21 protein-coding genes, 11 tRNA genes, 3 rRNA genes and 1 pseudogene are annotated in these 25,442 nt (G+C 41.9%); 29 read left to right on the top strand and 7 right to left on the bottom strand.

Going from position 1 to position 25,442, the window contains the following annotated elements; translation table 11 throughout:
- Positions 1-74 precede the first annotated feature (74 nt).
- Positions 75-160, top strand: a tRNA-Ser gene (locus MWG26_RS18305).
- 183 nt (positions 161-343) lie between these two features.
- Here the strand turns inward: MWG26_RS18305 and MWG26_RS18300 are convergent.
- The gene (locus MWG26_RS18300; RefSeq protein ID WP_117441332.1) at positions 344-1,249 is read right to left on the bottom strand and encodes a LysR family transcriptional regulator; all 906 of its coding nucleotides are present in this window, start codon (positions 1,247-1,249) and stop codon (positions 344-346) included.
- A gap of 302 nt (positions 1,250-1,551) precedes the next feature.
- Between MWG26_RS18300 and MWG26_RS18295 the strand changes: the two genes are divergently transcribed.
- The 19 genes from MWG26_RS18295 to MWG26_RS18205 all read left to right on the top strand — a co-directional run bounded on the left by MWG26_RS18295 (position 1,552) and on the right by MWG26_RS18205 (position 13,345).
- Positions 1,552-2,979 carry a non-oxidative hydroxyarylic acid decarboxylases subunit C gene (locus tag MWG26_RS18295; RefSeq protein WP_025656180.1) on the top strand — a complete coding sequence of 476 codons (1,428 nt, stop codon included), beginning with the start codon at positions 1,552-1,554 and terminating at the stop codon, positions 2,977-2,979.
- A gap of 33 nt (positions 2,980-3,012) precedes the next feature.
- Positions 3,013-3,246 carry a non-oxidative hydroxyarylic acid decarboxylases subunit D gene (locus MWG26_RS18290; protein WP_275891926.1) on the top strand — a complete coding sequence of 78 codons (234 nt, stop codon included), beginning with the start codon at positions 3,013-3,015 and terminating at the stop codon, positions 3,244-3,246.
- Positions 3,247-3,383: 137 nt separating this feature from the next.
- Positions 3,384-4,766, top strand: a complete 1,383-nt coding sequence (locus MWG26_RS18285; RefSeq protein ID WP_025656182.1) for an SLC13 family permease — start codon at positions 3,384-3,386, stop codon at positions 4,764-4,766.
- 155 nt (positions 4,767-4,921) lie between these two features.
- On the top strand, positions 4,922-5,500 hold the full coding sequence (locus MWG26_RS18280; RefSeq protein ID WP_025656183.1) for a UbiX family flavin prenyltransferase: 579 nt from the start codon (positions 4,922-4,924) through the stop codon (positions 5,498-5,500).
- The gene (gene lpdD / locus MWG26_RS18275; RefSeq protein WP_025656184.1) at positions 5,493-5,870 is read left to right on the top strand and encodes a prenylated flavin chaperone LpdD; all 378 of its coding nucleotides are present in this window, start codon (positions 5,493-5,495) and stop codon (positions 5,868-5,870) included. The genes MWG26_RS18280 and lpdD overlap by 8 nt, the downstream gene beginning before the upstream one ends.
- A gap of 102 nt (positions 5,871-5,972) precedes the next feature.
- Positions 5,973-6,551 (top strand): isopentenyl-diphosphate Delta-isomerase, encoded by a 579-nt coding sequence (gene idi, locus MWG26_RS18270; RefSeq protein WP_044926910.1) that lies wholly within the window; start codon positions 5,973-5,975, stop codon positions 6,549-6,551.
- Positions 6,552-6,870: 319 nt separating this feature from the next.
- Positions 6,871-6,960: transfer RNA gene (locus MWG26_RS18265), tRNA-Ser, on the top strand.
- A gap of 421 nt (positions 6,961-7,381) precedes the next feature.
- A 16S ribosomal RNA gene (locus tag MWG26_RS18260) occupies positions 7,382-8,914 on the top strand.
- A gap of 87 nt (positions 8,915-9,001) precedes the next feature.
- Positions 9,002-9,119, top strand: a 5S ribosomal RNA gene (gene rrf, locus MWG26_RS18255).
- Positions 9,120-9,132: 13 nt separating this feature from the next.
- Positions 9,133-9,206, top strand: a tRNA-Ile gene (locus MWG26_RS18250).
- Positions 9,207-9,239: 33 nt separating this feature from the next.
- Positions 9,240-9,312, top strand: a tRNA-Ala gene (locus tag MWG26_RS18245).
- A 327-nt stretch (positions 9,313-9,639) separates the two neighbouring features.
- Positions 9,640-12,536, top strand: a 23S ribosomal RNA gene (locus tag MWG26_RS18240).
- Together the 16S, 23S and 5S rRNA genes with 10 tRNA genes alongside form the textbook arrangement of a ribosomal RNA operon.
- A gap of 74 nt (positions 12,537-12,610) precedes the next feature.
- A tRNA-Asn gene (locus MWG26_RS18235) sits at positions 12,611-12,682 on the top strand.
- Positions 12,683-12,738: 56 nt separating this feature from the next.
- Positions 12,739-12,810: transfer RNA gene (locus tag MWG26_RS18230), tRNA-Glu, on the top strand.
- Between the two features lie 42 nt (positions 12,811-12,852).
- Positions 12,853-12,925, top strand: a tRNA-Thr gene (locus tag MWG26_RS18225).
- Between the two features lie 28 nt (positions 12,926-12,953).
- A tRNA-Ile gene (locus tag MWG26_RS18220) sits at positions 12,954-13,027 on the top strand.
- A 21-nt stretch (positions 13,028-13,048) separates the two neighbouring features.
- Positions 13,049-13,122: transfer RNA gene (locus MWG26_RS18215), tRNA-Asp, on the top strand.
- A 56-nt stretch (positions 13,123-13,178) separates the two neighbouring features.
- A tRNA-Val gene (locus MWG26_RS18210) sits at positions 13,179-13,251 on the top strand.
- 8 nt (positions 13,252-13,259) lie between these two features.
- Positions 13,260-13,345 (top strand) — tRNA-Leu (locus MWG26_RS18205).
- A gap of 83 nt (positions 13,346-13,428) precedes the next feature.
- Here the strand turns inward: MWG26_RS18205 and MWG26_RS18200 are convergent.
- The 4 genes from MWG26_RS18200 to MWG26_RS18185 all read right to left on the bottom strand — a co-directional run bounded on the left by MWG26_RS18200 (position 13,429) and on the right by MWG26_RS18185 (position 15,974).
- Positions 13,429-14,259, bottom strand: a complete 831-nt coding sequence (locus MWG26_RS18200) for a tyrosine-type recombinase/integrase (RefSeq protein WP_009243745.1) — start codon at positions 14,257-14,259, stop codon at positions 13,429-13,431.
- 68 nt (positions 14,260-14,327) lie between these two features.
- Entirely contained in the window at positions 14,328-14,552 is a 225-nt protein-coding gene (locus MWG26_RS18195; RefSeq protein ID WP_240285505.1) for a hypothetical protein, read from the bottom strand.
- A 125-nt stretch (positions 14,553-14,677) separates the two neighbouring features.
- Positions 14,678-15,511, bottom strand: a complete 834-nt coding sequence (locus MWG26_RS18190) for a rolling circle replication-associated protein (protein WP_181969616.1) — start codon at positions 15,509-15,511, stop codon at positions 14,678-14,680.
- 142 nt (positions 15,512-15,653) lie between these two features.
- Positions 15,654-15,974 carry a hypothetical protein gene (locus MWG26_RS18185; RefSeq protein ID WP_117441354.1) on the bottom strand — a complete coding sequence of 107 codons (321 nt, stop codon included), beginning with the start codon at positions 15,972-15,974 and terminating at the stop codon, positions 15,654-15,656.
- Positions 15,975-16,133: 159 nt separating this feature from the next.
- Between MWG26_RS18185 and MWG26_RS18180 the strand changes: the two genes are divergently transcribed.
- Positions 16,134-16,550 carry a helix-turn-helix domain-containing protein gene (locus tag MWG26_RS18180; protein WP_005424130.1) on the top strand — a complete coding sequence of 139 codons (417 nt, stop codon included), beginning with the start codon at positions 16,134-16,136 and terminating at the stop codon, positions 16,548-16,550.
- Positions 16,551-16,708: 158 nt separating this feature from the next.
- Here MWG26_RS18180 and MWG26_RS18175 read toward each other — a convergent pair whose 3' ends face one another.
- On the bottom strand, positions 16,709-17,026 hold the full coding sequence (locus MWG26_RS18175) for a hypothetical protein (protein WP_025656186.1): 318 nt from the start codon (positions 17,024-17,026) through the stop codon (positions 16,709-16,711).
- A 111-nt stretch (positions 17,027-17,137) separates the two neighbouring features.
- Here MWG26_RS18175 and MWG26_RS18170 point away from each other — a divergent pair, with 111 nt between their 5' ends.
- From MWG26_RS18170 to ltrA, 6 genes and pseudogenes are all read left to right on the top strand, one after another.
- A complete protein-coding gene (locus tag MWG26_RS18170; protein WP_025656187.1) occupies positions 17,138-17,353 on the top strand; it encodes a helix-turn-helix domain-containing protein in 216 nt (71 codons plus the stop codon).
- Between the two features lie 153 nt (positions 17,354-17,506).
- A complete protein-coding gene (locus MWG26_RS18165; RefSeq protein ID WP_004613237.1) occupies positions 17,507-17,830 on the top strand; it encodes a hypothetical protein in 324 nt (107 codons plus the stop codon).
- 78 nt (positions 17,831-17,908) lie between these two features.
- Positions 17,909-18,604: a class I SAM-dependent methyltransferase gene (locus tag MWG26_RS18160; protein WP_117441355.1), complete on the top strand. Its 696-nt coding sequence runs from the start codon at positions 17,909-17,911 to the stop codon at positions 18,602-18,604.
- Between the two features lie 162 nt (positions 18,605-18,766).
- Positions 18,767-19,261 (top strand): HD domain-containing protein, encoded by a 495-nt coding sequence (locus MWG26_RS18150; protein WP_008981870.1) that lies wholly within the window; start codon positions 18,767-18,769, stop codon positions 19,259-19,261.
- 83 nt (positions 19,262-19,344) lie between these two features.
- Positions 19,345-19,566, top strand: a pseudogene (locus MWG26_RS18145) (GNAT family N-acetyltransferase); the annotation flags it as partial.
- A gap of 491 nt (positions 19,567-20,057) precedes the next feature.
- Positions 20,058-21,353, top strand: a complete 1,296-nt coding sequence (gene ltrA / locus MWG26_RS18140; protein ID WP_117441356.1) for a group II intron reverse transcriptase/maturase — start codon at positions 20,058-20,060, stop codon at positions 21,351-21,353.
- A gap of 390 nt (positions 21,354-21,743) precedes the next feature.
- On the opposite strand, the gene MWG26_RS18135 is transcribed toward ltrA, so the two are convergent.
- On the bottom strand, positions 21,744-22,007 hold the full coding sequence (locus MWG26_RS18135) for a site-specific integrase (protein WP_025656189.1): 264 nt from the start codon (positions 22,005-22,007) through the stop codon (positions 21,744-21,746).
- Positions 22,008-22,406: 399 nt separating this feature from the next.
- Between MWG26_RS18135 and MWG26_RS18130 the strand changes: the two genes are divergently transcribed.
- Together MWG26_RS18130 and MWG26_RS18125 are read left to right on the top strand one after the other, a co-directional pair.
- Positions 22,407-22,628 (top strand): hypothetical protein, encoded by a 222-nt coding sequence (locus MWG26_RS18130; RefSeq protein ID WP_025656190.1) that lies wholly within the window; start codon positions 22,407-22,409, stop codon positions 22,626-22,628.
- A gap of 449 nt (positions 22,629-23,077) precedes the next feature.
- A complete protein-coding gene (locus MWG26_RS18125; protein WP_049915669.1) occupies positions 23,078-25,441 on the top strand; it encodes a hypothetical protein in 2,364 nt (787 codons plus the stop codon).
- The last annotated feature ends 1 nt before the right edge of the window (position 25,442 follow it).

The following is a 25,442-nucleotide window of genomic DNA, read 5'->3' as shown; positions in this document are numbered from 1 at the left end:
ATATGCTACAATATCCAATGTCGCGAAAGCTGACAATACAATTGAACTTATTCTGCAGGTGCAGGTAAGAGACTGGAGAGGTATCGAAGTGGTCATAACGAGGCGGTCTTGAAAACCGTTTGTCCGCAAGGGCGCGTGGGTTCGAATCCCACCCTCTCCGTTTTAGCTAAGGGTAGTGGAATCCGGTAAGGTTATCGGTTCTGCTATTTTTTTTCATAAAAACTGTCGGTTAAGATAAAAATAAAAGAAGACTCTGCATCAATGAACGGTTCGAGACGGAACGGTTATTGATGCAGGGGCTTTTTTATGTAAGACGGCATTGCATGTATGATATTTTAGAAAATTAATCCTTGTCCATATCTTGATAAGTAGATTCAAAATACTTGAAGAGCAGATTCAAAGGCTCCGATGACGGCACTTTTTTTGGACGTACAAGGCAGATCTTCGATTTGATAGGTTTCTTAAAATGAGCCACCCTGATGTTTGGAAACACTGTGGCGGACACTAAATTGCCCGGTATAACGGCAACGCCAAAATTCGCATTTACCATAGACAGGATCTGTTCATGATGCTTATAAAGGTAAGAAAATCTAGGATATAGGTTTCTTTCATGGAATAATTGCTTGATGGTGGTGTGGAGTGAGGAAGACTCATCAAAGGAAATGAGCGGATGGTCGGCGATCTCCTCTAATGTAACATACTCTTTATTCAAGTGCTCCATCTTATCAGGATATATAAGAACCAGTTCTTCCTCCAAATAGGTGACATATTCATATTTGGACAAGTCAAAAGAGTCTGTGCGGAGGATCGCAGCATCAATCTGCCCGAACTGCATCATATTCTGCAATTCTTCCTGTTCCCGTTCCAGCAGATTTATATAGATATTGGAGGAGCCAATGAGCTTTTGGAAAAAAACAATATCGTTGTTCAGGCTATATTCGTTGATAATGGGGAGTACCCCTAAAATTAAAGCCGTCTTGGACAAATTGCCATTCATCTGATTTAGGTCAGACATCATGGAGGAATAATCTTTAGAAAATTTAGTTGCATATTCCAAAAAGCGTTCACCCGCGGGAGTCAAAGAGTTTTCTTTGGCCTCTCTAATAAAAAGGGTGTGTCCAAGTTCCAATTCCAGAGCTTTAATTTGTTTGGACAAAGAAGATTGGGATATGTACAGTTCGTCGCTTGCCTGTGTAAAGGTTTTATACTTTACAACTGCGAGAAAATACATGATCTGTGAAAGGGTCATATACCACACCTCCGTGATTCATGCGGGATTTTATTTTATAGTCTATTCGGATTTCGACATGATATTCCTGAATTATAGGTTGGGTAATCCAGAGCACATCTCATTTGTTAAATATTATACTAAATGCGTTGATGAACCTGCAATTCCATTATGGAATAATACTCGGGAGAAATGTGAATTGCGTTTTGCAGTTGAAAAAACCTATAATTAACTCGTAAACAAAAGCGCTTTGTTGGACTAAATTAACAAAATGTAACAAGAGGCTTCTAAATTAATCAGCGAATAGGTAAGGAGGAAAAGGCGTGGCAAAAGTATACAAAGACTTAAGGGAATTTCTGGCGACCCTGGAGGAAGAAGGTCAACTGGTACGAGTGAAAGAAGAAGTGATGCCTGAGCCAGATATTGCATCTGCAGGACGTGCGGCAGCAAATATCAAAAACGGGCCGGCTGTATTATTCGAAAACATCAATGGTTATAAAGGGAAGGTAGTAACAAACGTTCACGGTTCATGGCCAAATCATGCTTTAATGATGGGCATGCCAAAAGACACACCGGTTAAGGAACAGTTTTTTGAACTGAACCGCAGATGGGATAAATTCCCGGTACCGCCCAATATTGTAGAAAGAGACGCGGCTCCATGTAAGGAAAATGTAGTGGATAAAGATATTAACCTGTTTGAAGTCCTCCCACTTTACAGAATCAATGATCAGGACAGCGGTTTCTTTATCTCCAAGGCATCGGTTGTAACTGCTGATCCGGAAGATCCGGGCAATTTCGACAAGATGAATGTAGGTACATACCGTATTCAGGTGAAAGATAAAGACAGAATTGGCATTCAGGCCCTGGCTATGCATGATATCGCAGTGCAGCTGGAAAAGGCTGAGCGTAAAAATGAGAAAGTGCCGATTGCAATTGCGCTTGGCAATAACCCGCTGGTAACCTTTATGGCTTCCACACCGGTAGGATATACGCAAAATGAATATGAGTTTGTAGGTGCGCTTCAGGATGGAGTGCCGATCGACATTGTAAAAGCTGATTTGAGTGATCACCTCTATGTTCCGGCAGGAAGTGAGGTCATTCTGGAAGGTTATATTGAACCCCGCGTACGTGAAGTGGAAGGACCATTCGGTGAGTTCCCCGGCTCATACTCAGGAGCACGTAATCAGTGTGTTGTAAAGATTGAGCATATTACACACCGAACGGATCCGATTTTTGAGAATCTGTATCTTGGTATCCCTTGGACAGAAATAGATTATCTGATGGCACTGAATACTTCCGTACCTTTATATAAACAGATTAAAGAAGGATTCCCGGAACTGGTCGCATTAAACGCAATGTATATGCATGGTCATATCGCAATTATTTCTACCAAATGCCGTTATGGAGGATATGGAAAAGGTATTGCATTCCGTCTGTTATCTACACCGCATGGCATGCCTTATACAAAAATTGTAATTGTTGTAGATGAATATGTGGATCCATTTAATCTGGAGCAGGTTATGTGGGCAATGGCATCGAGAGTAAAACCAGACAAAGATGTTGCCATCATACCGAATTGTCCTGGTATGCCTCTTGATCCTTCGTCTTATCCGGCAGGTATGCACACAAAGATGATTATTGATGCGACAACACCAGTAGCACCAGAGCCGAATCCGCGTGCGGTAGAGCTTCTTGAGCCGCCGGCAAAAACAGGTGAGTGGGAAGAAAAACTTCGCGAATTATTCAAATAAGACAAAAGGCATGCAAATCATCTGCAGGAGCGGATGTCTGCAATATTGAAGGAGGTAGAAGATATGACTTGTCCACGTTGTGGTAGTGACAAAATAAGAGTAATGGTAAAATCTCCGGTTGGAGATGCATGGGAAGTATACGTGTGTGAAACTTGTGTCTATTCATGGAGATCAACAGAAAATCCTGATATTCATGAAAAATTCAAATTAAATCCGGAAGAGATCCCGGAATTACAGGTTATTCCGCCGGTACCACCGCTTGATTAATAAAGTGTTTTGAGATCAAATGACGAGAGGGCCTGTTCCATTACCAGAACAGGCCTTCTGGTAAATATGGCTGAACATGATATAAAGTTACAAGAATAGTTAAATAAAAAATTAAATGAGTAAAAGGGGGTCTACTAATGAACAAGAAAGTCATAGGCTTTCTGGCGGGTATTGCAGTAGCGGTTGTAATTATGCTTTTACCATTATCCGGAATTGAACCAGAAGGTCAGAGATGTCTGGCATTAAGTTTAATGACCGTAGTATGGTGGGCAACAAATGTAGCGCAGTCGGGCTTTGTAGGTGGTTTTTATCTGATTATGCTGATTGTGTGCAAGGTTGCGACACCCGATCTTGTGTTTAAATCATGGTATGGTTCCTCTACCATGTGGCTTGTTATGGGGGCATATATGATTGCGGGAGCGGTAAAGGACTCCGGTCTTGGCGAACGTATTGCGTATGCATTTATCAAGAAATTTGTGCGGTCTTACAACGGTATTATTATTTCGATTTTTGTGCTGACGTTTATCATGAGTGTACTGATACCACATCCATGGCCGAGAGCGTTCCTGATTATGTCAGTTATGGCAGTTGTGATTCAAAGTGCTAAGATCCCGAAAGTAGATGCAGTTAAAATCGGTTTCACTGTATTCGCGGCATCGGTGCCGGTATCTTTGATCTTCCTGACCGGTGACAGTGTCATCAATCCACTGGCAGCCTCCTATGCAGGCGATAGTGTAAGTGTGGGCTGGATTGGATGGTTCCAGTATATGGGGATTCCGGCGATTGTCGCATCTGTAATTACACTGGTTCTGATTCTGATTTTATTCAAACCATCACAGCCGGTAACGATAAATCTCCAGGAAATTGAAGAAAAACAAAAGGCTCAGGGTCCAATGAGCAAGCTGGAGAAAAGGACTGCAATATGGCTGGTAATTGCAATTATACTGTGGATGACTGACTCGATTCACGGAATCGACATCGGCTGGGTAACAATGGGCGTTGCAATGTGCATGAGCCTCCCGCTTATCGGAGAAGTTCTAACCGTGAAGTCCTGGGGACAGGTTCCGGTACATGTGTTGGTATTCCTTACATCTGCTATGGCAATCGGCACGGTGGGCGGAGCGACCGGTATGAATACATGGATCGCAAACACCATTTTGCCTGAGCATCTGCCAAGCAACCTTTTCGTATTAGCATTGCTGATTGCGCTGATCTCCATGGTGGTACATATGTTTATGGGGTCGGTTATCGCAGTTATGGGTGTTGTGATCCCATCTGTGCTGATCTTTACACAGCCTATGGGAATTCCGCCGCTTGTGACAGCCCTGATCGTGTATATGGCAATCGCATCACACTATATACTTCCGTTCCATCACCTGAACATGTTAGTAGGACAGGGGGAAGAAAACGGAATGTATACACAAAAGGAAACAATCCGGCTTGGCGTTCCGCTGACCGTAGTGGTATTTATTCTTGTATTAGTGGAAGTACTCTGGTGGAATATAGTCGGCCTGGTATAAGACAGGAACCTGCGCTGGAAATCCGTGTTCAAAAAAAAGAGCCGGAACTAAAGGGATAAATTTTATAAATATGATATAGGCCGGAACTTCTTGAAAAGTTTCCGACCTATTTCTATAAAAGAAGCAGGATATTAAAAAAGGGAGGAAGTAGAGGTATGAGAATCATTGTTGGAGTAACAGGTGCAACAGGTGTAGAGATGAGTTACTATTTGATGCAGGCGCTGAAAAGTGTAGAGGGATGTAAGATACATTTAGTATTGAGCAGCGGTGCAAAAGCAACATGGGAACTGGAGAGCGAAATCCGCATGGAGAAGCTGCTTGCCCTTGCTGATGTAGTTCACGATGAAAGAAATATGGCAGCATCTATATCCAGCGGTTCTTTTGTTACAGAAGGCATGATTGTCATGCCCTGCAGTATGAAGACACTTGCGGGAATTGCAGCTGGCTATGCGGATACGCTGATTATCCGTGCAGCAGATGTCTGCTTGAAAGAGGGGCGCAAAGTTATATTGGTTCCGAGGGAAATGCCGCTGAACCGCATTCAGCTAAGGAATATGAAAGAAGCGGCGGATGCAGGATGCACAATTGTTCCCCCGGTGCTGACTTTTTATAATGGGCCAAAGACGATTGATGACCAGATCAACCATATCGTAGGTAAGATTTTGGCACAGTTTGGGATTTCCTATGATAAATTTGTTCCGTGGAAAGGAAAGGTAGGAATGCAGGATGAATGACAGCGTACTCAGACAAGAGTTATTTAACGGATATTATGTGCATTGTGATGTGGTTGAGATGGGAAAAGATTACTCACTGGCGGTTTATGGCGGAGACACACCGCACATCGGAAGCGTGGTTATGGCGATAGCTAGGCCGAGTCTGACCGGTGAGGGCATTGGAGTTACCTCCAGTGTAATCAATGGAACCGGGCATAAAGATGAAGACATAGCCAGATGGTTTGCCGAGAGCCTGGCAAAAAGAAAGAGCTGCACTGTGATCTGCGGATGCGGAATTCATGTAGACGACATCACTCCGGATCAGATCAGCCTAGTGAAGAAAAACTGTGGTGTACTCCTTGAAAAATTGTTAAAGAAGATCTGTTTTTAAGAAATAGCTGACTGGCACCAGCCATTGTAATGTGATAAGATATAGATAAAATATTTTACGATAATGAACCGCCATTATAGAAGCGGTGGAATGGAGAGGCTTATGGAAGGGAAACAGCGGATCAGATTACAGGAAGGAACGGAGCGGGCTCAGGACGAAATCCTGCAGGAACAGGTTATCCTGGTGGACATGAATGACCAAAAACTTGGATGTATGGAAAAAATGAGAGCCCATGAAGAGGGGCGTCTTCACCGGGCGTTTTCCGTATTTCTGTTTAAGGATGACGAAATATTGCTGCAGAAGCGTGCAAAAGAAAAATATCACTGCGGCGGTTTATGGACCAATACCTGCTGTTCACATCCGAGAATGGGGGAGAGTGTATATCAGGCAGCCTGCAGGCGTCTTCAGGAAGAGCTGGGAATAAAAACCGCGGATCTGGAGGAAATCCAGTCCTTTGTCTATCGCTATACATTTGAAAACGGATTGACTGAGTTTGAATTTGACCATGTGCTGGCAGGAGAGTACAGGGGCGGCTGGACAGAAAATCCAGAGGAAGTGGAAACGGTAAGATGGGTGAAAATGAAAGATCTCATGTCTGATATCCAAGAAAATCCGGAGCTTTATACGCCCTGGTTTATGATTGCGCTGAAAGCGGTCATGGAATACGTGAATAAGCAATGACAGGCAGAGGCGGCATATAAGCAGGAGCAAAATCATGCCCTGTTGTCCACGGGTTCTATATATAGCTGAACGTCCGGCTGTTAGGAACATCTTACGAAAATGCCCTGATTTAGAAGGAGGTGTACTCACGGTTTGTGTATTTAATCAAACGTCCGGCCAGAATTTCGGCTAAAAGAGTATGACGGCGAGAGCCTCAATATATATGACATAAAATGTCTGAAAATTATCGCATAAAATGTAAAAAGAAGAAAATTAAAAAAAGATAGAAAAGGACTAGACAAGAGGGCTGGTTTCGTGTATATTTAATAGCGGACGTTTTGGAGAAGTACCCAAGCTGGCCGAAGGGGCTCCCCTGGAAAGGGAGTAGGTCGTTAGTAGCGGCGCGAGGGTTCAAATCCCTCCTTCTCCGTTTGTTCTGTTTACATGGCGAAACATGGTTTCGGCAGTTACAGAACGGCATATCTGAGTATGTTAAGAAAGAATGAAAATTTTGTAAAAAAGTTTTAAAAAATGTCTTGACAAACTGGTACAGAAAATGCTAATATATTTAAGCTGACTCGAGAGAGGACAGGCAAACAGAAATAAAGAAAAATAAAAAAGTTCTTGACAAAGCAAGACGGACATGGTAAAATATGGAAGTTCGCTTAAAAAGAACAAAGCACCTTGATAATTAAACAATAGACAACAAACCCTTGAAAATTTCTTATAGAGAAAATTTTTAAGAACAGCATCATAATGATGCACCCATCACTGAGATTAATCTCGGTGGTAAGAACAGTAAAAAGGGATAGAATTAGCTAGTAGTTAATTCTGACCCGGATACAAACACTTTTAACGAGAGTTTGATCCTGGCTCAGGATGAACGCTGGCGGCGTGCTTAACACATGCAAGTCGAGCGAAGCACTTTACTTTGATTTCTTCGGAATGAAAGGTTTTGTGACTGAGCGGCGGACGGGTGAGTAACGCGTGGGTAACCTGCCTCATACAGGGGGATAACAGTTAGAAATGACTGCTAATACCGCATAAGACCACGGTACCGCATGGTACAGTGGGAAAAACTCCGGTGGTATGAGATGGACCCGCGTCTGATTAGCTAGTTGGTAAGGTAACGGCTTACCAAGGCGACGATCAGTAGCCGACCTGAGAGGGTGACCGGCCACATTGGGACTGAGACACGGCCCAAACTCCTACGGGAGGCAGCAGTGGGGAATATTGCACAATGGGGGAAACCCTGATGCAGCGACGCCGCGTGAAGGATGAAGTATTTCGGTATGTAAACTTCTATCAGCAGGGAAGAAAATGACGGTACCTGACTAAGAAGCCCCGGCTAACTACGTGCCAGCAGCCGCGGTAATACGTAGGGGGCAAGCGTTATCCGGATTTACTGGGTGTAAAGGGAGCGTAGACGGTTATGTAAGTCTGATGTGAAAACCCGGGGCTCAACCCCGGGACTGCATTGGAAACTATGTAACTAGAGTGTCGGAGAGGTAAGTGGAATTCCTAGTGTAGCGGTGAAATGCGTAGATATTAGGAGGAACACCAGTGGCGAAGGCGGCTTACTGGACGATGACTGACGTTGAGGCTCGAAAGCGTGGGGAGCAAACAGGATTAGATACCCTGGTAGTCCACGCCGTAAACGATGCATACTAGGTGTCGGGTGGCAAAGCCATTCGGTGCCGCAGCAAACGCAATAAGTATGCCACCTGGGGAGTACGTTCGCAAGAATGAAACTCAAAGGAATTGACGGGGACCCGCACAAGCGGTGGAGCATGTGGTTTAATTCGAAGCAACGCGAAGAACCTTACCTGCTCTTGACATCCCCCTGACCGGCGCGTAATGGTGCCTTTCCTTCGGGACAGGGGAGACAGGTGGTGCATGGTTGTCGTCAGCTCGTGTCGTGAGATGTTGGGTTAAGTCCCGCAACGAGCGCAACCCTTATCTTTAGTAGCCAGCGGTTTGGCCGGGCACTCTAGAGAGACTGCCAGGGATAACCTGGAGGAAGGTGGGGATGACGTCAAATCATCATGCCCCTTATGAGCAGGGCTACACACGTGCTACAATGGCGTAAACAAAGGGAGGCGAAGCCGCGAGGTGGAGCAAATCCCAAAAATAACGTCTCAGTTCGGATTGTAGTCTGCAACTCGACTACATGAAGCTGGAATCGCTAGTAATCGCGAATCAGAATGTCGCGGTGAATACGTTCCCGGGTCTTGTACACACCGCCCGTCACACCATGGGAGTTGGTAACGCCCGAAGTCAGTGACCCAACCGTAAGGAGGGAGCTGCCGAAGGTGGGACCGATAACTGGGGTGAAGTCGTAACAAGGTAGCCGTATCGGAAGGTGCGGCTGGATCACCTCCTTTCTAAGGAAGAAAGAAGTAAAGAGTATGTTGTCTATTGTTTAGTTATCAAGAGAGTGCCTGCAAGGGCATGCTCACATAACGAAATATTTTGGTGGCGATGCGCCTGGGGGAAACACCCGTTCCCATCCCGAACACGATGGTTAAGACCCAGACGGCCGATGGTACTGCATTGGAGACGATGTGGGAGAGTAGGTGGCCGCCAAATTTAAAAAGAATATGGGCTTATAGCTCAGCCGGTTAGAGCGCACGCCTGATAAGCGTGAGGTCGGTGGTTCGAGTCCACTTAAGCCCATATCTAAACAATAAAATATGGTATTGAAATTATGGGGGATTAGCTCAGTTGGGAGAGCGCCTGCCTTGCAAGCAGGAGGTCACGAGTTCGAATCTCGTATTCTCCACTTGATTCTGCAAAGAATCAAATGTGTACCTTGAAAATTGCATACAAAGAAAAGTTATATTATTACAGATAAGCGATAATATAACAGATTAAATATCTTATGCTTATTGAAAGACATTCAATAAGATATTCATATTAAATGTCATTCGATAAGATATTAATCAAGACATCCGAGTTAATGTTAACAACATTAACTAGTTCGAAAAAAACGAACGGAAAAAATTGAATTTTATTGAACATTAGCAGTTCAATAAGAGGAACCTATTGCCAACGCATATCACGCTAGATATGTGTCGCCCGATCTCCAACCCGTGAGAGAAGGCAAGTTGGTTATGCTAATAAGAGCGTATGGTGGATGCCTTGGCACTAAGAGCCGATGAAAGACGTGATAAGCTGCGATAAGCTTCGGGGAGGGGCAAATACCCATCGATCCGGAGATTTCTGAATGGGGAAACCCACTGGAGCAGACCTCCAGTATCCTTAACCCAATCCATAAGTTAAGGAAGGGAACCCGGTGAACTGAAACATCTAAGTAGCCGGAGGAAGAGAAAACAACATGTGATTCCGGAAGTAGCGGCGAGCGAAACCGGAAGAGCCCAAACCAGGGTGCGTGCACCCTGGGGTTCGGACCGCATAATTGATTCATGGAAGATAGCAGAACAGTTTTGGGAAAGCTGGCCAGAGAGGGTGAAAGCCCCGTAAGCAAAATCCAACATGACATGGCGGTATCCAGAGTACCACGAGACACGAGAAACCTTGTGGGAAGAAGCGGGGACCACCCCGTAAGGCTAAATACTCCTTAGTGACCGATAGCGCATAGTACTGTGAAGGAAAGGTGAAAAGGACCCCGGGAGGGGAGTGAAAGAGAACCTGAAACCATATGTTTACAAACTGTGGGAGCACTTTATATGTGCAACCGCGTACTTTTTGTAGAACGGTCCGGCGAGTTACGCTGGCTGGCGAGGTTAAGGGCCGAAGGCCCGGAGCCGAAGGGAAACCAAGTCTGAATAGGGCGAATATAGTCAGTCGGAGTAGACCCGAAACCGGGTGATCTATCCATGTCCAGGTTGAAGTTGCCGTAAAAGGCAATGGAGGACCGAACCCACATCCGTTGAAAAGGGTGGGGATGAGGTGTGGATAGGGGAGAAATTCCAATCGAACCCGGAGATAGCTGGTTCTCCTCGAAATAGCTTTAGGGCTAGCCTCATACTCAAGTCTTGCGGAGGTAGAGCACTGAATTTCCTAGGGGGCGTCAAAGCTTACCAAAGAATATCAAACTCCGAATGCCGTGTAGATGATGTATGGGAGTCAGACTGTCCGAGATAAGTTGGATGGTCAAAAGGGAAAGAGCCCAGACCTACAGCTAAGGTCCCAAAATGTGTGTTAAGTGGAAAAGGATGTGGGATTTCGAAGACAACTAGGATGTTGGCTCAGAAGCAGCCATCCATTGAAAGAGTGCGTAATAGCTCACTAGTCGAGAGGTCCTGCGCCGAAAATGTCCGGGGCTGAAACACACTGCCGAAGCTTAGGAATTGATGAATGTCAATTGGTAGAGGAGCATTCTTAACTGCGGCGAAGCTGTACCGTAAGGAGCAGTGGAGTGTTAAGAAGAGAGAATGCCGGAATGAGTAGCGAGAGGAAGGTGGGAATCCTTCCGGCCGAATATCTAAGGTTTCCAGAGTAAAGCTGATCTGCTCTGGGTAAGTCGGGGCCTAAGGCGAGGTCGAAAGACGTAGTCGATGGACAACAGGTTGAAATTCCTGTACTTTTAACTGACAGAACTGTGGGGACGCAGAGAGAAAGCGCAAGCCGGAAGTGGAAAATCCGGTGCAAGCGTGGTAGGAGCATATCAGGCAAATCCGGTATGCAATCCGAAGACGTGATGCGGAGCGAACTAAAGTAGCGAAGTGCGTGAGCTAGCTGCCAAGAAAAGCCGCTATTGTTCAGTTAAAACCCGTACCGTAAACCGACACAGGTGGATGAGGAGAGAATCCTAAGGCCGACGGGAGAAGCATTGTTAAGGAACTCGGCAAAATGACCCCGTAACTTCGGGAGAAGGGGTGCCTCGCGAGAGGCCGCAGAGAATTGGCCCAAGCAACTGTTTAGCAAAAACACAGGTCTATGCAAAACCGAAAGGTGAGGTATATGGGCTGACGCCTGCCCGGTGCTGGAAGGTTAAGGGGAGAGGTTAGCGCAAGCGAAGCTTTGAACTTAAGCCCCAGTAAACGGCGGCCGTAACTATAACGGTCCTAAGGTAGCGAAATTCCTTGTCGGGTAAGTTCCGACCCGCACGAAAGGCGTAATGATTTGGGCACTGTCTCAACAATGCACCCGGTGAAATTGAAGTACCAGTGAAGATGCTGGTTACCTGCGCCAGGACGGAAAGACCCCATGGAGCTTTACTCCAGCTTGATACTGGGATTCGGTATTGCATGTACAGGATAGGTGGGAGGCTGAGAACTTATGACGCCAGTCGTAAGGGAGCCGCTGTTGGGATACCACCCTTGCAGTATTGGGTTTCTAACCATCAGCCGTGATCCGGCTGGGGGACAATGTCAGGTGGGGAGTTTGACTGGGGCGGTCGCCTCCGAAAGGGTATCGGAGGCGCTCAAAGGTCTTCTCAGAATGGTTGGAAACCATTCGCAGAGTGCAAAGGCAGAAGAAGGCTTGACTGCGACACCGACGGGTGGAGCAGGTACGAAAGTAGGACTTAGTGATCCGGTGGTATAAAGTGGGATTGCCATCGCTCAACGGATAAAAGCTACCCTGGGGATAACAGGCTTATCACTCCCAAGAGTTCACATCGACGGAGTGGTTTGGCACCTCGATGTCGGCTCATCGCATCCTGGGGCTGAAGTAGGTCCCAAGGGTTGGGCTGTTCGCCCATTAAAGCGGTACGCGAGCTGGGTTCAGAACGTCGTGAGACAGTTCGGTCCCTATCCGGCGTGGGCGTAGGATATTTGAGAGGAGCTGACCTTAGTACGAGAGGACCGGGTTGGACTGGCCGCTGGTGTATCTGTTGTTCTGCCAAGAGCATAGCAGAGTAGCCAAGCCGGGAAGGGATAAACGCTGAAGGCATCTAAGCGTGAAGCCCCCCTCAAGATGAGATATCCCATAACGTCAAGTTAGTAAGACCCCTTGAAGACGACGAGGTAGATAGGGCAGAGGTGGAAGTGTGGCAACACATGGAGCTGACTGTTACTAATAGGTCGAGGGCATAACCAAGCAAGGTGATAGGATAATGGATGGATTTAATTCTTTGTATGCAGTTTTGAAGGTACACAGATATAGTATCATATTCCTCGATAGCTCAGTGGTAGAGCATTCGGCTGTTAACCGAAGGGTCGTTGGTTCGAGCCCAACTCGGGGAGCTTGTAGACCGTGAGCACTACTTACGGTCTATAAAATTTTATATATGATTTTATGCGGCTCCTTGGTCAAGCGGTTAAGACATCGCCCTTTCACGGCGGTAACACGGGTTCGATTCCCGTAGGAGTCATTTTATACCGGACATTTAATGTTTGGTCAGTATTTTATTTATGCCGATGTGGCTCAATTGGCAGAGCAGCTGATTTGTAATCAGCAGGTTATCGGTTCGAGTCCGATCATCGGCTTTGTTCCTTTTTGGGACATAATACACGTGGACCTTTAGCTCAGTTGGTTAGAGCAATCGGCTCATAACCGATCGGTCCTGGGTTCGAGTCCCCGAAGGTCCACTATTTTAAAGAAATTAATAAGGCCCAGTGGCTCAGTTGGTTAGAGCGCCGCCCTGTCACGGCGGAGGTCGAGAGTTCGAGTCTCTTCTGGGTCGTTGACATTAGAGTGAAAAAGAGTTATAATTATCTCCGATGTACAAGTAAATATTATGGGATCTTAGCTCAGCTGGGAGAGCATCTGCCTTACAAGCAGAGGGTCATAGGTTCGAGCCCTATAGGTCCCATATATTATGCCGCAGTGGCGGAACTGGCAGACGCCCGGGACTTAAAATCCCGTGGGTAGTGATACCCGTACCGGTTCGATTCCGGTCTGCGGCATTAGTGAAAAGTAGGAGAAACGTTGAATTTACAGCGTTTCTCTTATTTTTTTGTTTCTAAAAGTTTGAACACCTTTGAACACTTTATGATGAAATACCAAGATTCTGAAAAGCAAGCCTGTCATTCTTCCTCTTATTGACATTCCGCAAGTAATGCAATGTTGTAGCTGTCTCACTATGTCCCATTAAATAACTAAGGGTTGTAAGATTATTTCCGTCAAAAGCTGTTGAAGCATTGTAAAAGCGGATTTTATGACTGGAATGATAAGGAACACCGGCTTCTTTGCAATATTTCTTCAAACGGCGGTTAAAGCTGTCTGTTGTCATAATCTCGCCGTTGGGTTCAAAGACATATATTCCATTTGGATTTAATTCCTTTGCTTTGTGAAGAATTTTAAGTGCTTCGTCTGTAAGGAACTGTTTACGGAATCCATGAGAAGTATTTCCTTTCATTTGATTTACTACTTTTACTTTTCGGCTTGAGAATGTTAAATCATCATTCAATGTACGTTCACAGGTCGCCTGTCTGTGAAGATATACAAGCCTATTATTGTAGTCAATATCTTCCCAACGGATAGCTTTTGTTTCTCCAACACGGATAAACAGATAGAAAGATAACTGTATTGCAAGAGAATATGGCTCTATGATACACCGAAGATAATTTAATAACTTATGCGTATCATCACGGGAAAATACATTGTCACTTTGTACTTCTACTGGCTTATAGGTAAACTGTTTGAAATTCACATCAGAGACAGGATTATGTGATATAATTTCTTCTTCGATCGCATAACTCATGATTCCATTCAAAACAGAACGGGCATTACTGACTCGCTTGTGCGTGAACTGTCGGTCTTTTGTAGCTTCTCTGAAAAAGCGGATAAGCGTGATTGGTTTGATTTCGCCTATCTTCATTTTAACAAGTTCTGTATCTTTGAAAAATCTATTCCATTCAGATACATATTCTTGAATTGTCTTTGCTTTTACGGAAGTATAGTCTCTTTTATACAAAAGCCATTCAGCGTATAATTCTTCCAGTGTGACATTCTGACGGTTTTCAGCTTTCTGCTTTTCGATATAAAATCTGATGATTTCTTTTTCAAGGTTCTCTTTACTCTTCCTCTTGACAGGACGGCGTTTGTTAGGTTTGGTTTCATCGGGTAAATAAGTACGCCAGCTTTTTTCTGATTCCTAGTAATAAATTTCATATTTGTGATTCTCCAAGATTTTTTTATTTGCCATAATTTTAAAATCTTTGAAGACTTCATCTGTGGTCATGTTAGCACAGGTGGCTAACGTATTCAATAATGTTATATCTGAAAACGTAACGGGATTATCCATAAGATTCCCCCTTTACGCAAGGATTTTCTTTTTTAATTTTGATGTAGATAACACTGCTGTCCTTTAAGCATGAACCAGTAGATAAGAAAGCGTTGGTATCGTAAATTTGCCTTGTGTATTCTTTCTGAAAGACGATATTTTCTTTTTGTAAGTCATGTAAAATGTCTTCGGTCAGCATGACTTTTGTTTCGTGTGGAACTTTCAGATTTTGAGATTTAAAAAAGGCTTTTTTCTTATGTTCTTTCAAATCAAGGTCTTTTCCAAAATACTTGCTAAGATAACGACCTCTGTTTTCTTTGCTGTCTACATCAATGCGATTGATTTTAATAAATCCATGTGACCATAAATTCTGTAATTTTTCTTTTGCTATATACGGAAAATCAAAGAAAATAACATGATAATGGATTGCTCCACGCTTCTGTTTCTCCCACGTTGCAAGGTATTTTAATAACTGGGTTTTGGTATGGTACAAATAATAATTTAATCGCTGGATAAAATACTTAAATTCTCGGTTAGTTATCAGGATTTCCTGAATGTTTTCTTTAAATGTCAGCGTTACAAATTTTGTTCTGTTATCAAAGTTGCAGTCAACAATACGGGCAATATCCCAACGAGCCTGTTCGTAATGCTTCTGCTTGCGTTTTAAACTGTCATATTGCTTATGAGCTGACATTTCATCAAATTTTTTTCGGTTACTTGTGTCTGTTAAATCTGCCTTTTCTTTCGAGTGAATAAAAATAGGGTTTTCGTAAATATATACTTCTTTTGTAGTAGGAGTTTCAATGATTTTCGTATTGTATGCAAAACACTCTTTTGTTTTGCTCACGAATCTCACCTCATATCCCAATTTTTGTAATGAATGTTCCGATTATTTTCGGAAGATGTTGTTTTATATATCAAGTATAGAGGTCAGCCAGTTCAGCACCTATGACATTGTCCGGTACTGACTGGCTGACATAATAGGGAAATTATTTTATTCCCACTTTTCTGATATTGGAAGCTTCTGCTTTGACAGAAAGACGTCCATTATAGAGACTAGCCCAAGTATGTAATCCATCAAATGAGACTGGAATCTGCCCTTTTTGTTCAAGTTCTTCGTTGGTAACAATCGCTGTGTTAGCTTTAATGCCTACTTTGACTTTTTCAAACTTTAATTTTGGAAGAAGAACTGTATAGTAGAATCCTAATTTTTCTTTTGTAGAAAAGTCTACCCAGTCAGAAACTTCTACTAACTGAAATTCCTCTTGCAGTTTGTCTGGATTTAAAATAAAGTCATTTCCTCTAATCATCGTTTCACCTCCTTATAAATATCTGATTATCAGATATTAAGATAATCTTATGATAAAACAAGCATTGCAGAATGTCAATAGAAAATATCTGAATATCCGATAAAAAGATTGACAGAGAAAATTTGATGAAATATAATGTGCTTATAAAGGAGGTTCGCTATGAATAAAATAAAAGAATTGCGGAAAGAAAAGAATATAACCGTTGCGGAACTTGCAAAAGAATTAGGCATTTCACAAAGTATGCTTACGAACTATGAAAATGGAAACGGAACGCCGAGAGATGAATCTATATGGGAAAAATTATCACAGATATTCGGCGTGAGTAAAAGCCACGTTATGGGATTAACTACGGATATTGAAACAGCAAATAAGACAAAACAGTTGAAAGTGGTTGTGGATACATCTCAGCCGATCTCAATACAACCGAAGAATCAGACAGACCTTGATGTATTGATAAAACTGGATTTGATAGACAGTGAAGACATGGAAGAAGTGTCAGAATTTCTTGATAAACTGTTGGCACAGGAGAAATATGAGGGACGGAGAGAATCAAACGTTAAATATGTCGTTGAGTAGAAAATGCTTCTCAGCCGACCACTTGCCCAGTCGACCCGCCGCCCTGTTAGGAACCGTCGCACTGGGCATCCTTGCGGAACGTTAGTTTGCGAAAATACGAACAAAAGAATATAAGGAGAGGGAATAGCCGATACTACTTCAAAAGCAGTAATAGAGTGCTATTCCTTTTTATTATATTCAATGGTTACAGTTCGGAACGGCTTGCTATTATTGTGCAAGTAATAAGTTGGATAATAGAGGTTGATTTCCAAGGTGGTAGGTGTACCGTTAATTTTGTTATGTTCGTTTTCAATGTCTTTGATTACTCCATCAATTCCCCAACATTTGTAAACAATTACAGTCAATTCAGTATCTCTGGTATCTGCACTGCTAAAGGACATGCTGTTAGTAATATGGTAGTCCGGCAGTCTGAGATAATTGTAGAGAATGGTCAGTAAACAGAGTATTGTGATTGGTGCTATGATTTTCTTTTTCATGTACATACCTCTTTCGTGTTATTAGTAGAGGGATAACTATATAGTACCTCACTATATAGTGAATTACTACATAAAGATTTAATAAATATACTTTATGTAGAGGTGCAGAACATGAACTATGGACATTTAGAATTAAGGATAGAAGAACTGTTACAAGAAAAAGGTATCAGTAAGAATACGATTTGTAAGGAACTTGACATACCGAGGTCAAATTTCAATAGATATTGCAGAAATGAATTTCAAAGACTGGACGCAAATTTAATCTGTAAACTATGCAACTATTTTGAATGTGAAATTGGTGAGTTAATTCGATATGTAAAAGAATAAAGTGATAAATGGGTATGCGGAAATAAAAAATATTCGCATACCTTTTTAATTGAATATTTTATAAAATGGAATTATACTGTGTATAACATGAAACAGACAAATCGGTATTTATCAGAAAATGAGGAATAGTTGAAATGGAGGCGCTATAATAACATGAAGATTGAAGGGAACCAGAAAGAACTGGATGCAATGGTAGAATTTCATAAGGGAAACCGTGTCGAGGGGCTGAGACTGCAAGAAGAATTTGCAGCGGAATTTCGTAAGGAGTATAAAGACAAAGATCACTGTCCTTGCCTGAAAGCCTGTCGTTATCACGGAAACTGTAAGGAATGTGTAGCAATCCACAGAGCGCATCAGGAACATGTTCCTAATTGTATGCGACCATTGATTAATAAAAAATTGAAATTGATGTCAGAATTAACAGAGCATACCTTGGCAAATGAAATAGAAGCTCCACATGAGATTTTAAGAAAATAGGCAAGTCAAATTCCCTTTTATTGGGAAGTCGCAGAGAACGAAAAATCGGAAGTTTACAGCGAGGTGAAAGAGGATATTATGCAGTATTCAAAGGAAGAAAGTAAAGCAATTTGGAATCAAAACGCTGAATTTTGGGATTGTGCAATGGGGGATGAATCAAATGATTTTCACAGAGAAGTTGTCCGCCTCAAAGTAACAGAGCTTCTAAATCCTGATCCAACAGACTATATTTTAGATGTTGCCTGTGGAAATGGAAATTATTCTGCATATCTTGCAGAAAAAGCTGTCTCTGTTTTGGCTTTTGATTATAGTGAGAAAATGGTGGAACTGGCAAAAAAGCGCCAAAAACGGTATGCTGATCACATTGAGTTTTGTGTAGCAGACGCCACGAATGAAACAAGTCTGATGGCATTAAAAAGAAATAGGCCGTTTACAAAAGCAGTCTCCAATATGGCGGTCATGGATATTACCGATATTAAGCCGCTTTTTACCTCTGTTTATAAATTGCTTGAGGATAACGGAGTATTTGTATTTGCGACACAGCACCCCTGTTTTGTAACGCTCACAGAAAAATATATGACGCCGCACAGCTATTACGATATTGCGATTGAAGGACAGCCGCAAAAACAATGTTATTATCATCGTTCTTTACAGGATATTTTTAATCTGTGTTTTGATACCGGATTTGTCATAGACGGATTTTACGAAGAATGCTATTTTAATAAAGAAATCCCGGATATTATCATTGTCAGAGCCATAAAAATTGAGAAGTAGATAGTAGATTTGCCATTTCCTGTAATTGTAAAAAAACTTAAATGATGGATATTCCGGGGATGCAGGATGAAATGCGCCGTCCCATGATGCTGATTGTATCGGCGAACAAAAAAGTGGATAGATAGAACTAAAACACCTATAAGGTATAAATGGAGGTAATTTATGTTTAAAGAAAAAATTATTATAGAGATGAAAGAAGTATTCAAAGAAATTCCTTTTGGCATAGAGCATACTCTCAAAGTTTTGAAAAATGCAGAAGATATAATGAAAGGAGAAAATATCGGAGAGGAAGAAAAAGAATTCATCAGTATTATTGCTATACTACATGATATTGGTGCGGTTGAAGCACAAAAAAAATACGGTTCTATTGATGGTGTCTATCAAGAAAAGGAAGGACCAGAAGTAGCGAAAGAAATATTAAAAAAGGTAGGTTATAACAAAAATATTGATAGAATATGCTTTATAATAGGCAATCATCATACTCCATCTAAAATTGATGGACTTGATTTTCAAATACAATGGGAAGCTGATTTGCTTGAAAATTTAACGGTTATGGATAAAGAAAAAGAACAGGAAAAGATAAAAAAGTGTATAGATGAAAACTTTAAAACAAACACAGGAAAAAGGATAGCTTATAATCGCTTTATTTTAGATTAGTAGTAGATTATTACAGTTATGTATTTTATATCGCAAAGAAAAAATAGTAGTTAAGTTTAACCCTAGGGTTAAATGATGAATATGTTGAGGGCATTTTTGTTTCTGGTGAAATGCAATCGCAGGGTATAGGTAAAATTCTGCTGAATTATGCAAAGGATAAAAGGAATAAGTTGTACTTGAACGTATACCAAAAGAACGCACGGGCAATATCTTTTTATAAGAGAGAAGGATTTGAGATTCAGCATAGTGGCTTAGATGAGGCTACCGGAGAAAAAGATTATGTAATGACATGGCAACACAAATAGAAATTCCAGTTGTGCGCCCAGCTAAGGGTGTGTAGTCAAGCCGGTGGGAATCCGGTTTATCCAAGGTTTAGCCAACCAGATAATAGCGAGTCTTGGGATGATGTCGGTAACGCATCTGACAAGCGTAGACAGCAAGAAAGCAGGGTTGAATAGTGATTGAGCTTCGAAATGTTAACTTCAGTCGGTCGACGTCTTAACTGGTGCGGAAGACAATATCATGTAATGCGATATGGCGAGTGTTATGTGGCACTGCGGAGTCAGAGAACCAATCATGTTTTACATTGTGAATACACATCAACTGGGGAGAACCTGCCGTTTCTCGAAAAAGAGTATGAAGTCACAACTGAAAACGGAGGACTTCAAATGAATGGCAGGTAGTCGGACAATCTCATAGTACTGTAGAAATCGGGTAATGCCGATGGAGGGAAGGGGATTGCATAGTAAAGGTCTTACTGAGGACACATTATCCGTACTCAGGGACGGAGGAAATAATGGAAACGAAATTAGTAAGAATAGCTGAGATATCGGCAAAATCAAAACATCCTATATTTACATCAGTGTACCATTTGATAAATGAAGATATGCTAAAGCAATGTCATAAGGAATTAGATGGGAGCAAAGCAGTCGGAATCGACAAGGTAACCAAAGATGAGTATGGGAAGAACCTTGACAGAAATATCAAGGATTTAGTACAAAGGCTGAAAAACAAATCCTTTAATCCACTTCCATCGCTGAGGGTATACATTCCCAAAGCAAATGGAAAGAAAAGACCATTAGGGATAGCTTCTTATGAGGATAAGATTGTACAAATGGCAGTGAAGAAAATATTGGGTACTATTTATGAGCCAAGATTCCTAAACTGTATGTATGGATTCAGACCGAACAGAGGTTGTCACGAAGCGATAAAAGAGGTATATCAACGGATAAGTTATGGGAAAATCAGTTATATCGTAGATGCTGACATCAAAGGGTTCTTTGACCATATCGACCATGAGTGGATGATGAAGTTTCTCGAATGGAACATACAGGATAAGAACTTACTGTGGCTGATACGTAAATATCTTAAAGCGGGAATAATGGAACAAGGTAAATTTGAACCAACAGAGGAAGGTTCGGCACAAGGCTCCGTAATGAGTCCGATGCTTGCGAATATATACATGCATCATGTGCTGACGCTGTGGTTCAAACTTGTAGTGAAGAAGGAAATGCAGGGAGAGTGTTTTCTTGTCAACTTTGCGGATGATTTCGTTGCAGGATTTCAATATAAGTCAGAAGCTGAAAGATACTATAAAGAGTTAAAAGAACGAATGGAAAAGTTTGGTCTGGAACTTGAGAGTAGTAAAAGCAGACTGATTGAATTTGGAAGATTTGCAGAGCAGAATCGCAGGGCAAGAGGAGAACATAAACCGGAAACATTTGACTTTCTGGGATTTACTTTCTACTGTAGCAAAAACCGAAAAGGAGGTTTCGCACCAAAAGTACAGACTTCAAGAAAGAAGTTTGAGCAAAAGGTCAGAGCCTATAAGAATTGGATTTATGATAATCGAAATCGACCGATGCGAGAGATAATCAAGGAATTGAATGTGAAGCTAATCGGACACTATCGGTATTATGGTGTTACATGGAATTTTCGGAAGATAACAACATTCCTGCATAGAGTACAACAGTTTCTATTCAAAGCCATGAATCGGAGAGGTTGTAGACGGGCATACACATGGAATGGATTTGTGGAAATGCTCAAGTATTATCCATTAGCAAAGCCTAAAACGTACTATTGCTTATATTAAAGTGAATGTTACTATGAGGAGCCGTATGCGGGAAAGCCGCACGTACGGATCTGTGAGGGGCTAAGATTGAGAGGTCTTAGTCTACTCGACTGTATGCAACAAACGTTTGAACACTTTTTGAACACCGCAACCGTGATGAAGTCTTCAAAGCCCCTTTCTATCAGTATTTGAGATTAAGTAAAACGGTTCGATTCCGGTCTGCGGCATTAAGTAAAAGTGAGAGAAATGTTGGATTTACAGAGTTTCTCTTATTTTTTTGTGTCTAAAAGTTTGAACACCTTTGAACACTTTATGATGAAATACCAAGTTTTTGAAAAGCAAGTACATCATTTTTCCCTTTGTTGACGTTCCGTAGGTAGTGAAGTGTTGGCGCTGTTTCACTATGCCCCATTAAATAACTGAGGGTTGTGAGATTGTTTCCTTCAAAAGCAGTTGAAGCGTTGTAGAAGCGGATTTTATGACTCGAATGATAAAGAACGCCAGCTTCTTTAAACGACGGTTAAAGCTATCTGTAGTCATAATTTTGCCGTCTGGTTCAAAAACATATGCTCCGTTTGGGTTTAATTCTTTTACTTTGTGAAAAATTTTTATTGCTTCATCTGTCAGGTATTGCTTGCGAAAACCATGAGAAGTATTCCCTTTCATCTGATTCACTACTTTTACTTTTCTTTAGGAAAAGGATAAATCATCGTTTAGTGTACGTTCACAGGTGGCCTGTCTATGTAAATAAACGATTCTGTTGTCATAATCAATATCTTCCCAGCGTATTGCCTTAGTCTCGCCTACACGGATAAACAGATAAAAGGGAGAATTAATTATCTATGTAAAAGAATAGTGGAGTGTTGCTGTTAATGGCATGGAGTGAATAAAGGGGTATGCAGAGATAAGGAAGTCTCTCATGCCTTTTTTGCTTGTGCATTTTTATAAAATAGAATTATACTGTGAGTAGTGGAAACTGGACAAACTAGAATTTGTATATTTGGTAAATCACATTTCTCTATTGTATTTTTATAACGCATGATATAATTTTTGTATGTATAGGAGGTGATAACCATGCAAATGTGTCCTTGGTGTGATGAAGTTTACGATGAATCCGAATACTCAAAATGTCCATATTGTTCTGGCGAATTAGTAAGAGATACGAGCGAAAGACCGTTTAAGAATTGTCCAAACTGTGGTGGTGTTATGTATTGGGATGATGAATGGGCATGTACTAACTGTGGAGAAACAATTGATTCTGATGAAGATGATTGTGATGGTACCATAGAAGGTTAAATACAAATCCCAGTTTGAGGGTGGAAATATTTGAACACTTTTTGAACATCGAGACCGTGATGAAGTCTTCAAAGCCCCTTTCTATCAGTATTTGTGATTATTTGAAACGGTTCAATTCCGGTCTGCGGCATTTGTGTAAGGCACCTCAATCCTTTGTAAGTAGCAGGATTGAGGTGCCTTTTGCTTTCTAGATTGGATATATACTAACTGATAAATAGGAGAATAGAAGCTTAAAATGGAATGAAAGTGTTTAGAAAAATAAGATCGCAGACAGGATATAAATACAAGGTAAATATGTCAAATGCTTTTTGTCGAATGTGCACATATTATTTTTATGAGAGAATCATCAGGAACAAAGAGTGTGAAATTTATTAAGTTTTGATTGGGATTTCATGTAGAAAGGCAAGAACTGAAGTGTTAAATTTACATAAGAAAGGAGCGGATTACTTATGATAGAAAATAAAAAACTGAGGATGTCAGTGGAAAAAGAAGGTTATGTATCTGCATTAGTCATAAAAGATGATCCACATCAGATGAACTGGGTGATAGAAGACAGTTATTTACAGCAGGCAGATTATCAGGATGCGGACAAACTGTTTGGTTATTTTGACATTGTTGTGGATGGTAAAAAGGAGGGCAGTAACGCGCTCATGTCCATCATAGAGGAAGAAAAAGATAAGATAACAGTTACCTTTAATGCCAAAGGATTTCAGGTGAAGATGGCTTATGACCTGGGAAAGGATAAGGAGGCGCTTTTCTGGTCCATACAGCTAAAGAACCTGACGGAAAAAGAGATTAAGATCGAAGAGTTCGGTGTATGGGTATCCTTTGCCTATGTGATGTTTCGGGATAAAAATGTGCTTAGGAATATACATAATTCTGCCGCAGTCTTCCCGTCTGTTTCAACGGACTATACGAAACTAAGTGCAGTGCGAAGGGATGGATTGGGAGAGAATCTCGGATTTTATCAGGTAAAGGGAAGGGCAAAATCAATCGGTACTTATTGTGATTATCGGAATTTGTTTTTCGAAAATGTGTCCCCTTCTTTAGACGGCATGTTGTTCCATAAATTGTATCTTGCAGGCGGATATCCGGATAAGTTTGAAAATCATGACTGGATATACGAAAAGGACGGATTTGTCCTTGAAGCAGGCGAAAATAAGGTATGGGAGTACGTGATCGATACGAATCAAAGTCCCGAGGATTTTTATAACAAAGGGCTGAAATGGAAACATCCCAAGCTGGAGTACACGCCCCTAAATATTATTGGAGAAAACGCAAGGGTATCCGTAAGAGTACCAGAGGGGGTGGATGTAATAGCAGCAGATGCTCTTTACAAAAATGATGGAATCGTAAAGAAACTTACAATCCCGATACGGGAAACGGAGAAAAAGAGGCAATACGGTCTTTTTTTCAAGCCTGAGGCAATGGGGGAGCACAAAGTAGTTATAACGCTTTCTGACGGTACAGAAGACTTTGTGGTAATGAATGTGATGGACAGGATAGAAACGGTGATTGAAGAACGCGTGGAATATATTTGCAGCAGCCTTTACCATGACGAAAATGGGCAACCTCCTTATGCTTTCGAGCCGATTTCCAATCAAGGGGAATCTCTTGGAAAAGCAAATCTGGTTCTGAAGAAAAATCTGTTCGGTACGCCGGATGTTGGACAGGTTAGGAAAGTGGAAAACTGCGCGGTAAATTATGTCCGTAAAAAATGGTTTGTAGACGGAAATTTTAGAAAACCTCGTAAACTTTATGGTGATTTTTACCGCTGTATGGATTTTGAATATATTAGCCATCTGTTTTATCTGTTATCCGAGTTTGGGGATGAGGTTCTTGCACTGCATGATGCAGGTACGTACCTGGAATGGGCGGCGGACGTTTTTGAGTTAAGGGTGAACCCCGATCTGCATCAGGAGGAGCGTGGAAAAGAAGAATCACAGATGTTAGGCGTATATTTCCTGTATTCCAATCAATTGCTGGATAAACTGAAAGTAAAAGGCATGACAGAGAAATATGCAAAGATACAATCTTTATGGGAACAGGTCATGGACAGGGTGGAAAAGGAGGCGGTAACTTATAAAGCCGCAATCACGGAGCACTTTTATGATAACGCAGGCTTTGGTCCGACAGCAGGCGCTCTATGTGAAAGCAACAGAGGGGAGAGTACCAGGCGCTATGGGGAACTCCTTTTGGCCAATATTGGCTATTCCAATGATTTCAGGGCCCAGAACCCGGATCGCTGGTGGGAAGCGCTGACGTATATGATCCATTCCCTTTGGGGTGGGGTTACAGCTGCGGCAGCATATAAAGTTTTTTTGTATCTGAAGGATACAAGATATCTGGAAGCAAGCTATAGGGCCACGGCAGGCATCCTGTACTGTTATGACACGCACGCCACGGCAACTTCTCCATTAGAAAAAGGAATGGCGGCTTCCACATATGCAGTGGCAGGCCCTCATATCAACCGCCCGGATCTTTCCAGGGCACGGTTCGGCCAATCCACATTTTATAAGAACGGCGGTATTTTTTCCAGGCTTTTTGAAAATGACAGCCAGTCCCCGGACTGGGATATGGGCGAAGAAATGGCCGCATATCTGGAGAATTTCGGGGATAAGACTTTCATTATGGAAAAAGGAAACTCCATCCACGTAATCAATGGAAGTTATGAAGAGAACGAAACCGAGTATCAGATTACAAGCTTTGCCCCATACAGTAAAGAATTTTATTTTATCTCAGGAAATGGTATAATCCAGATAGAGGATAAAAAAGACCTGAGAAGCATTATTTTGAAAAAAGAAAGGGGATAAG

The sequence above is a fragment of the Faecalicatena contorta genome (assembly GCF_022835095.1).
Lineage (GTDB): Bacteria > Bacillota > Clostridia > Lachnospirales > Lachnospiraceae > Faecalicatena > Faecalicatena contorta.
The sequence above is the reverse complement of the archived record's forward strand: the minus strand, read 5'-3'. Positions and strand labels throughout refer to the sequence as shown.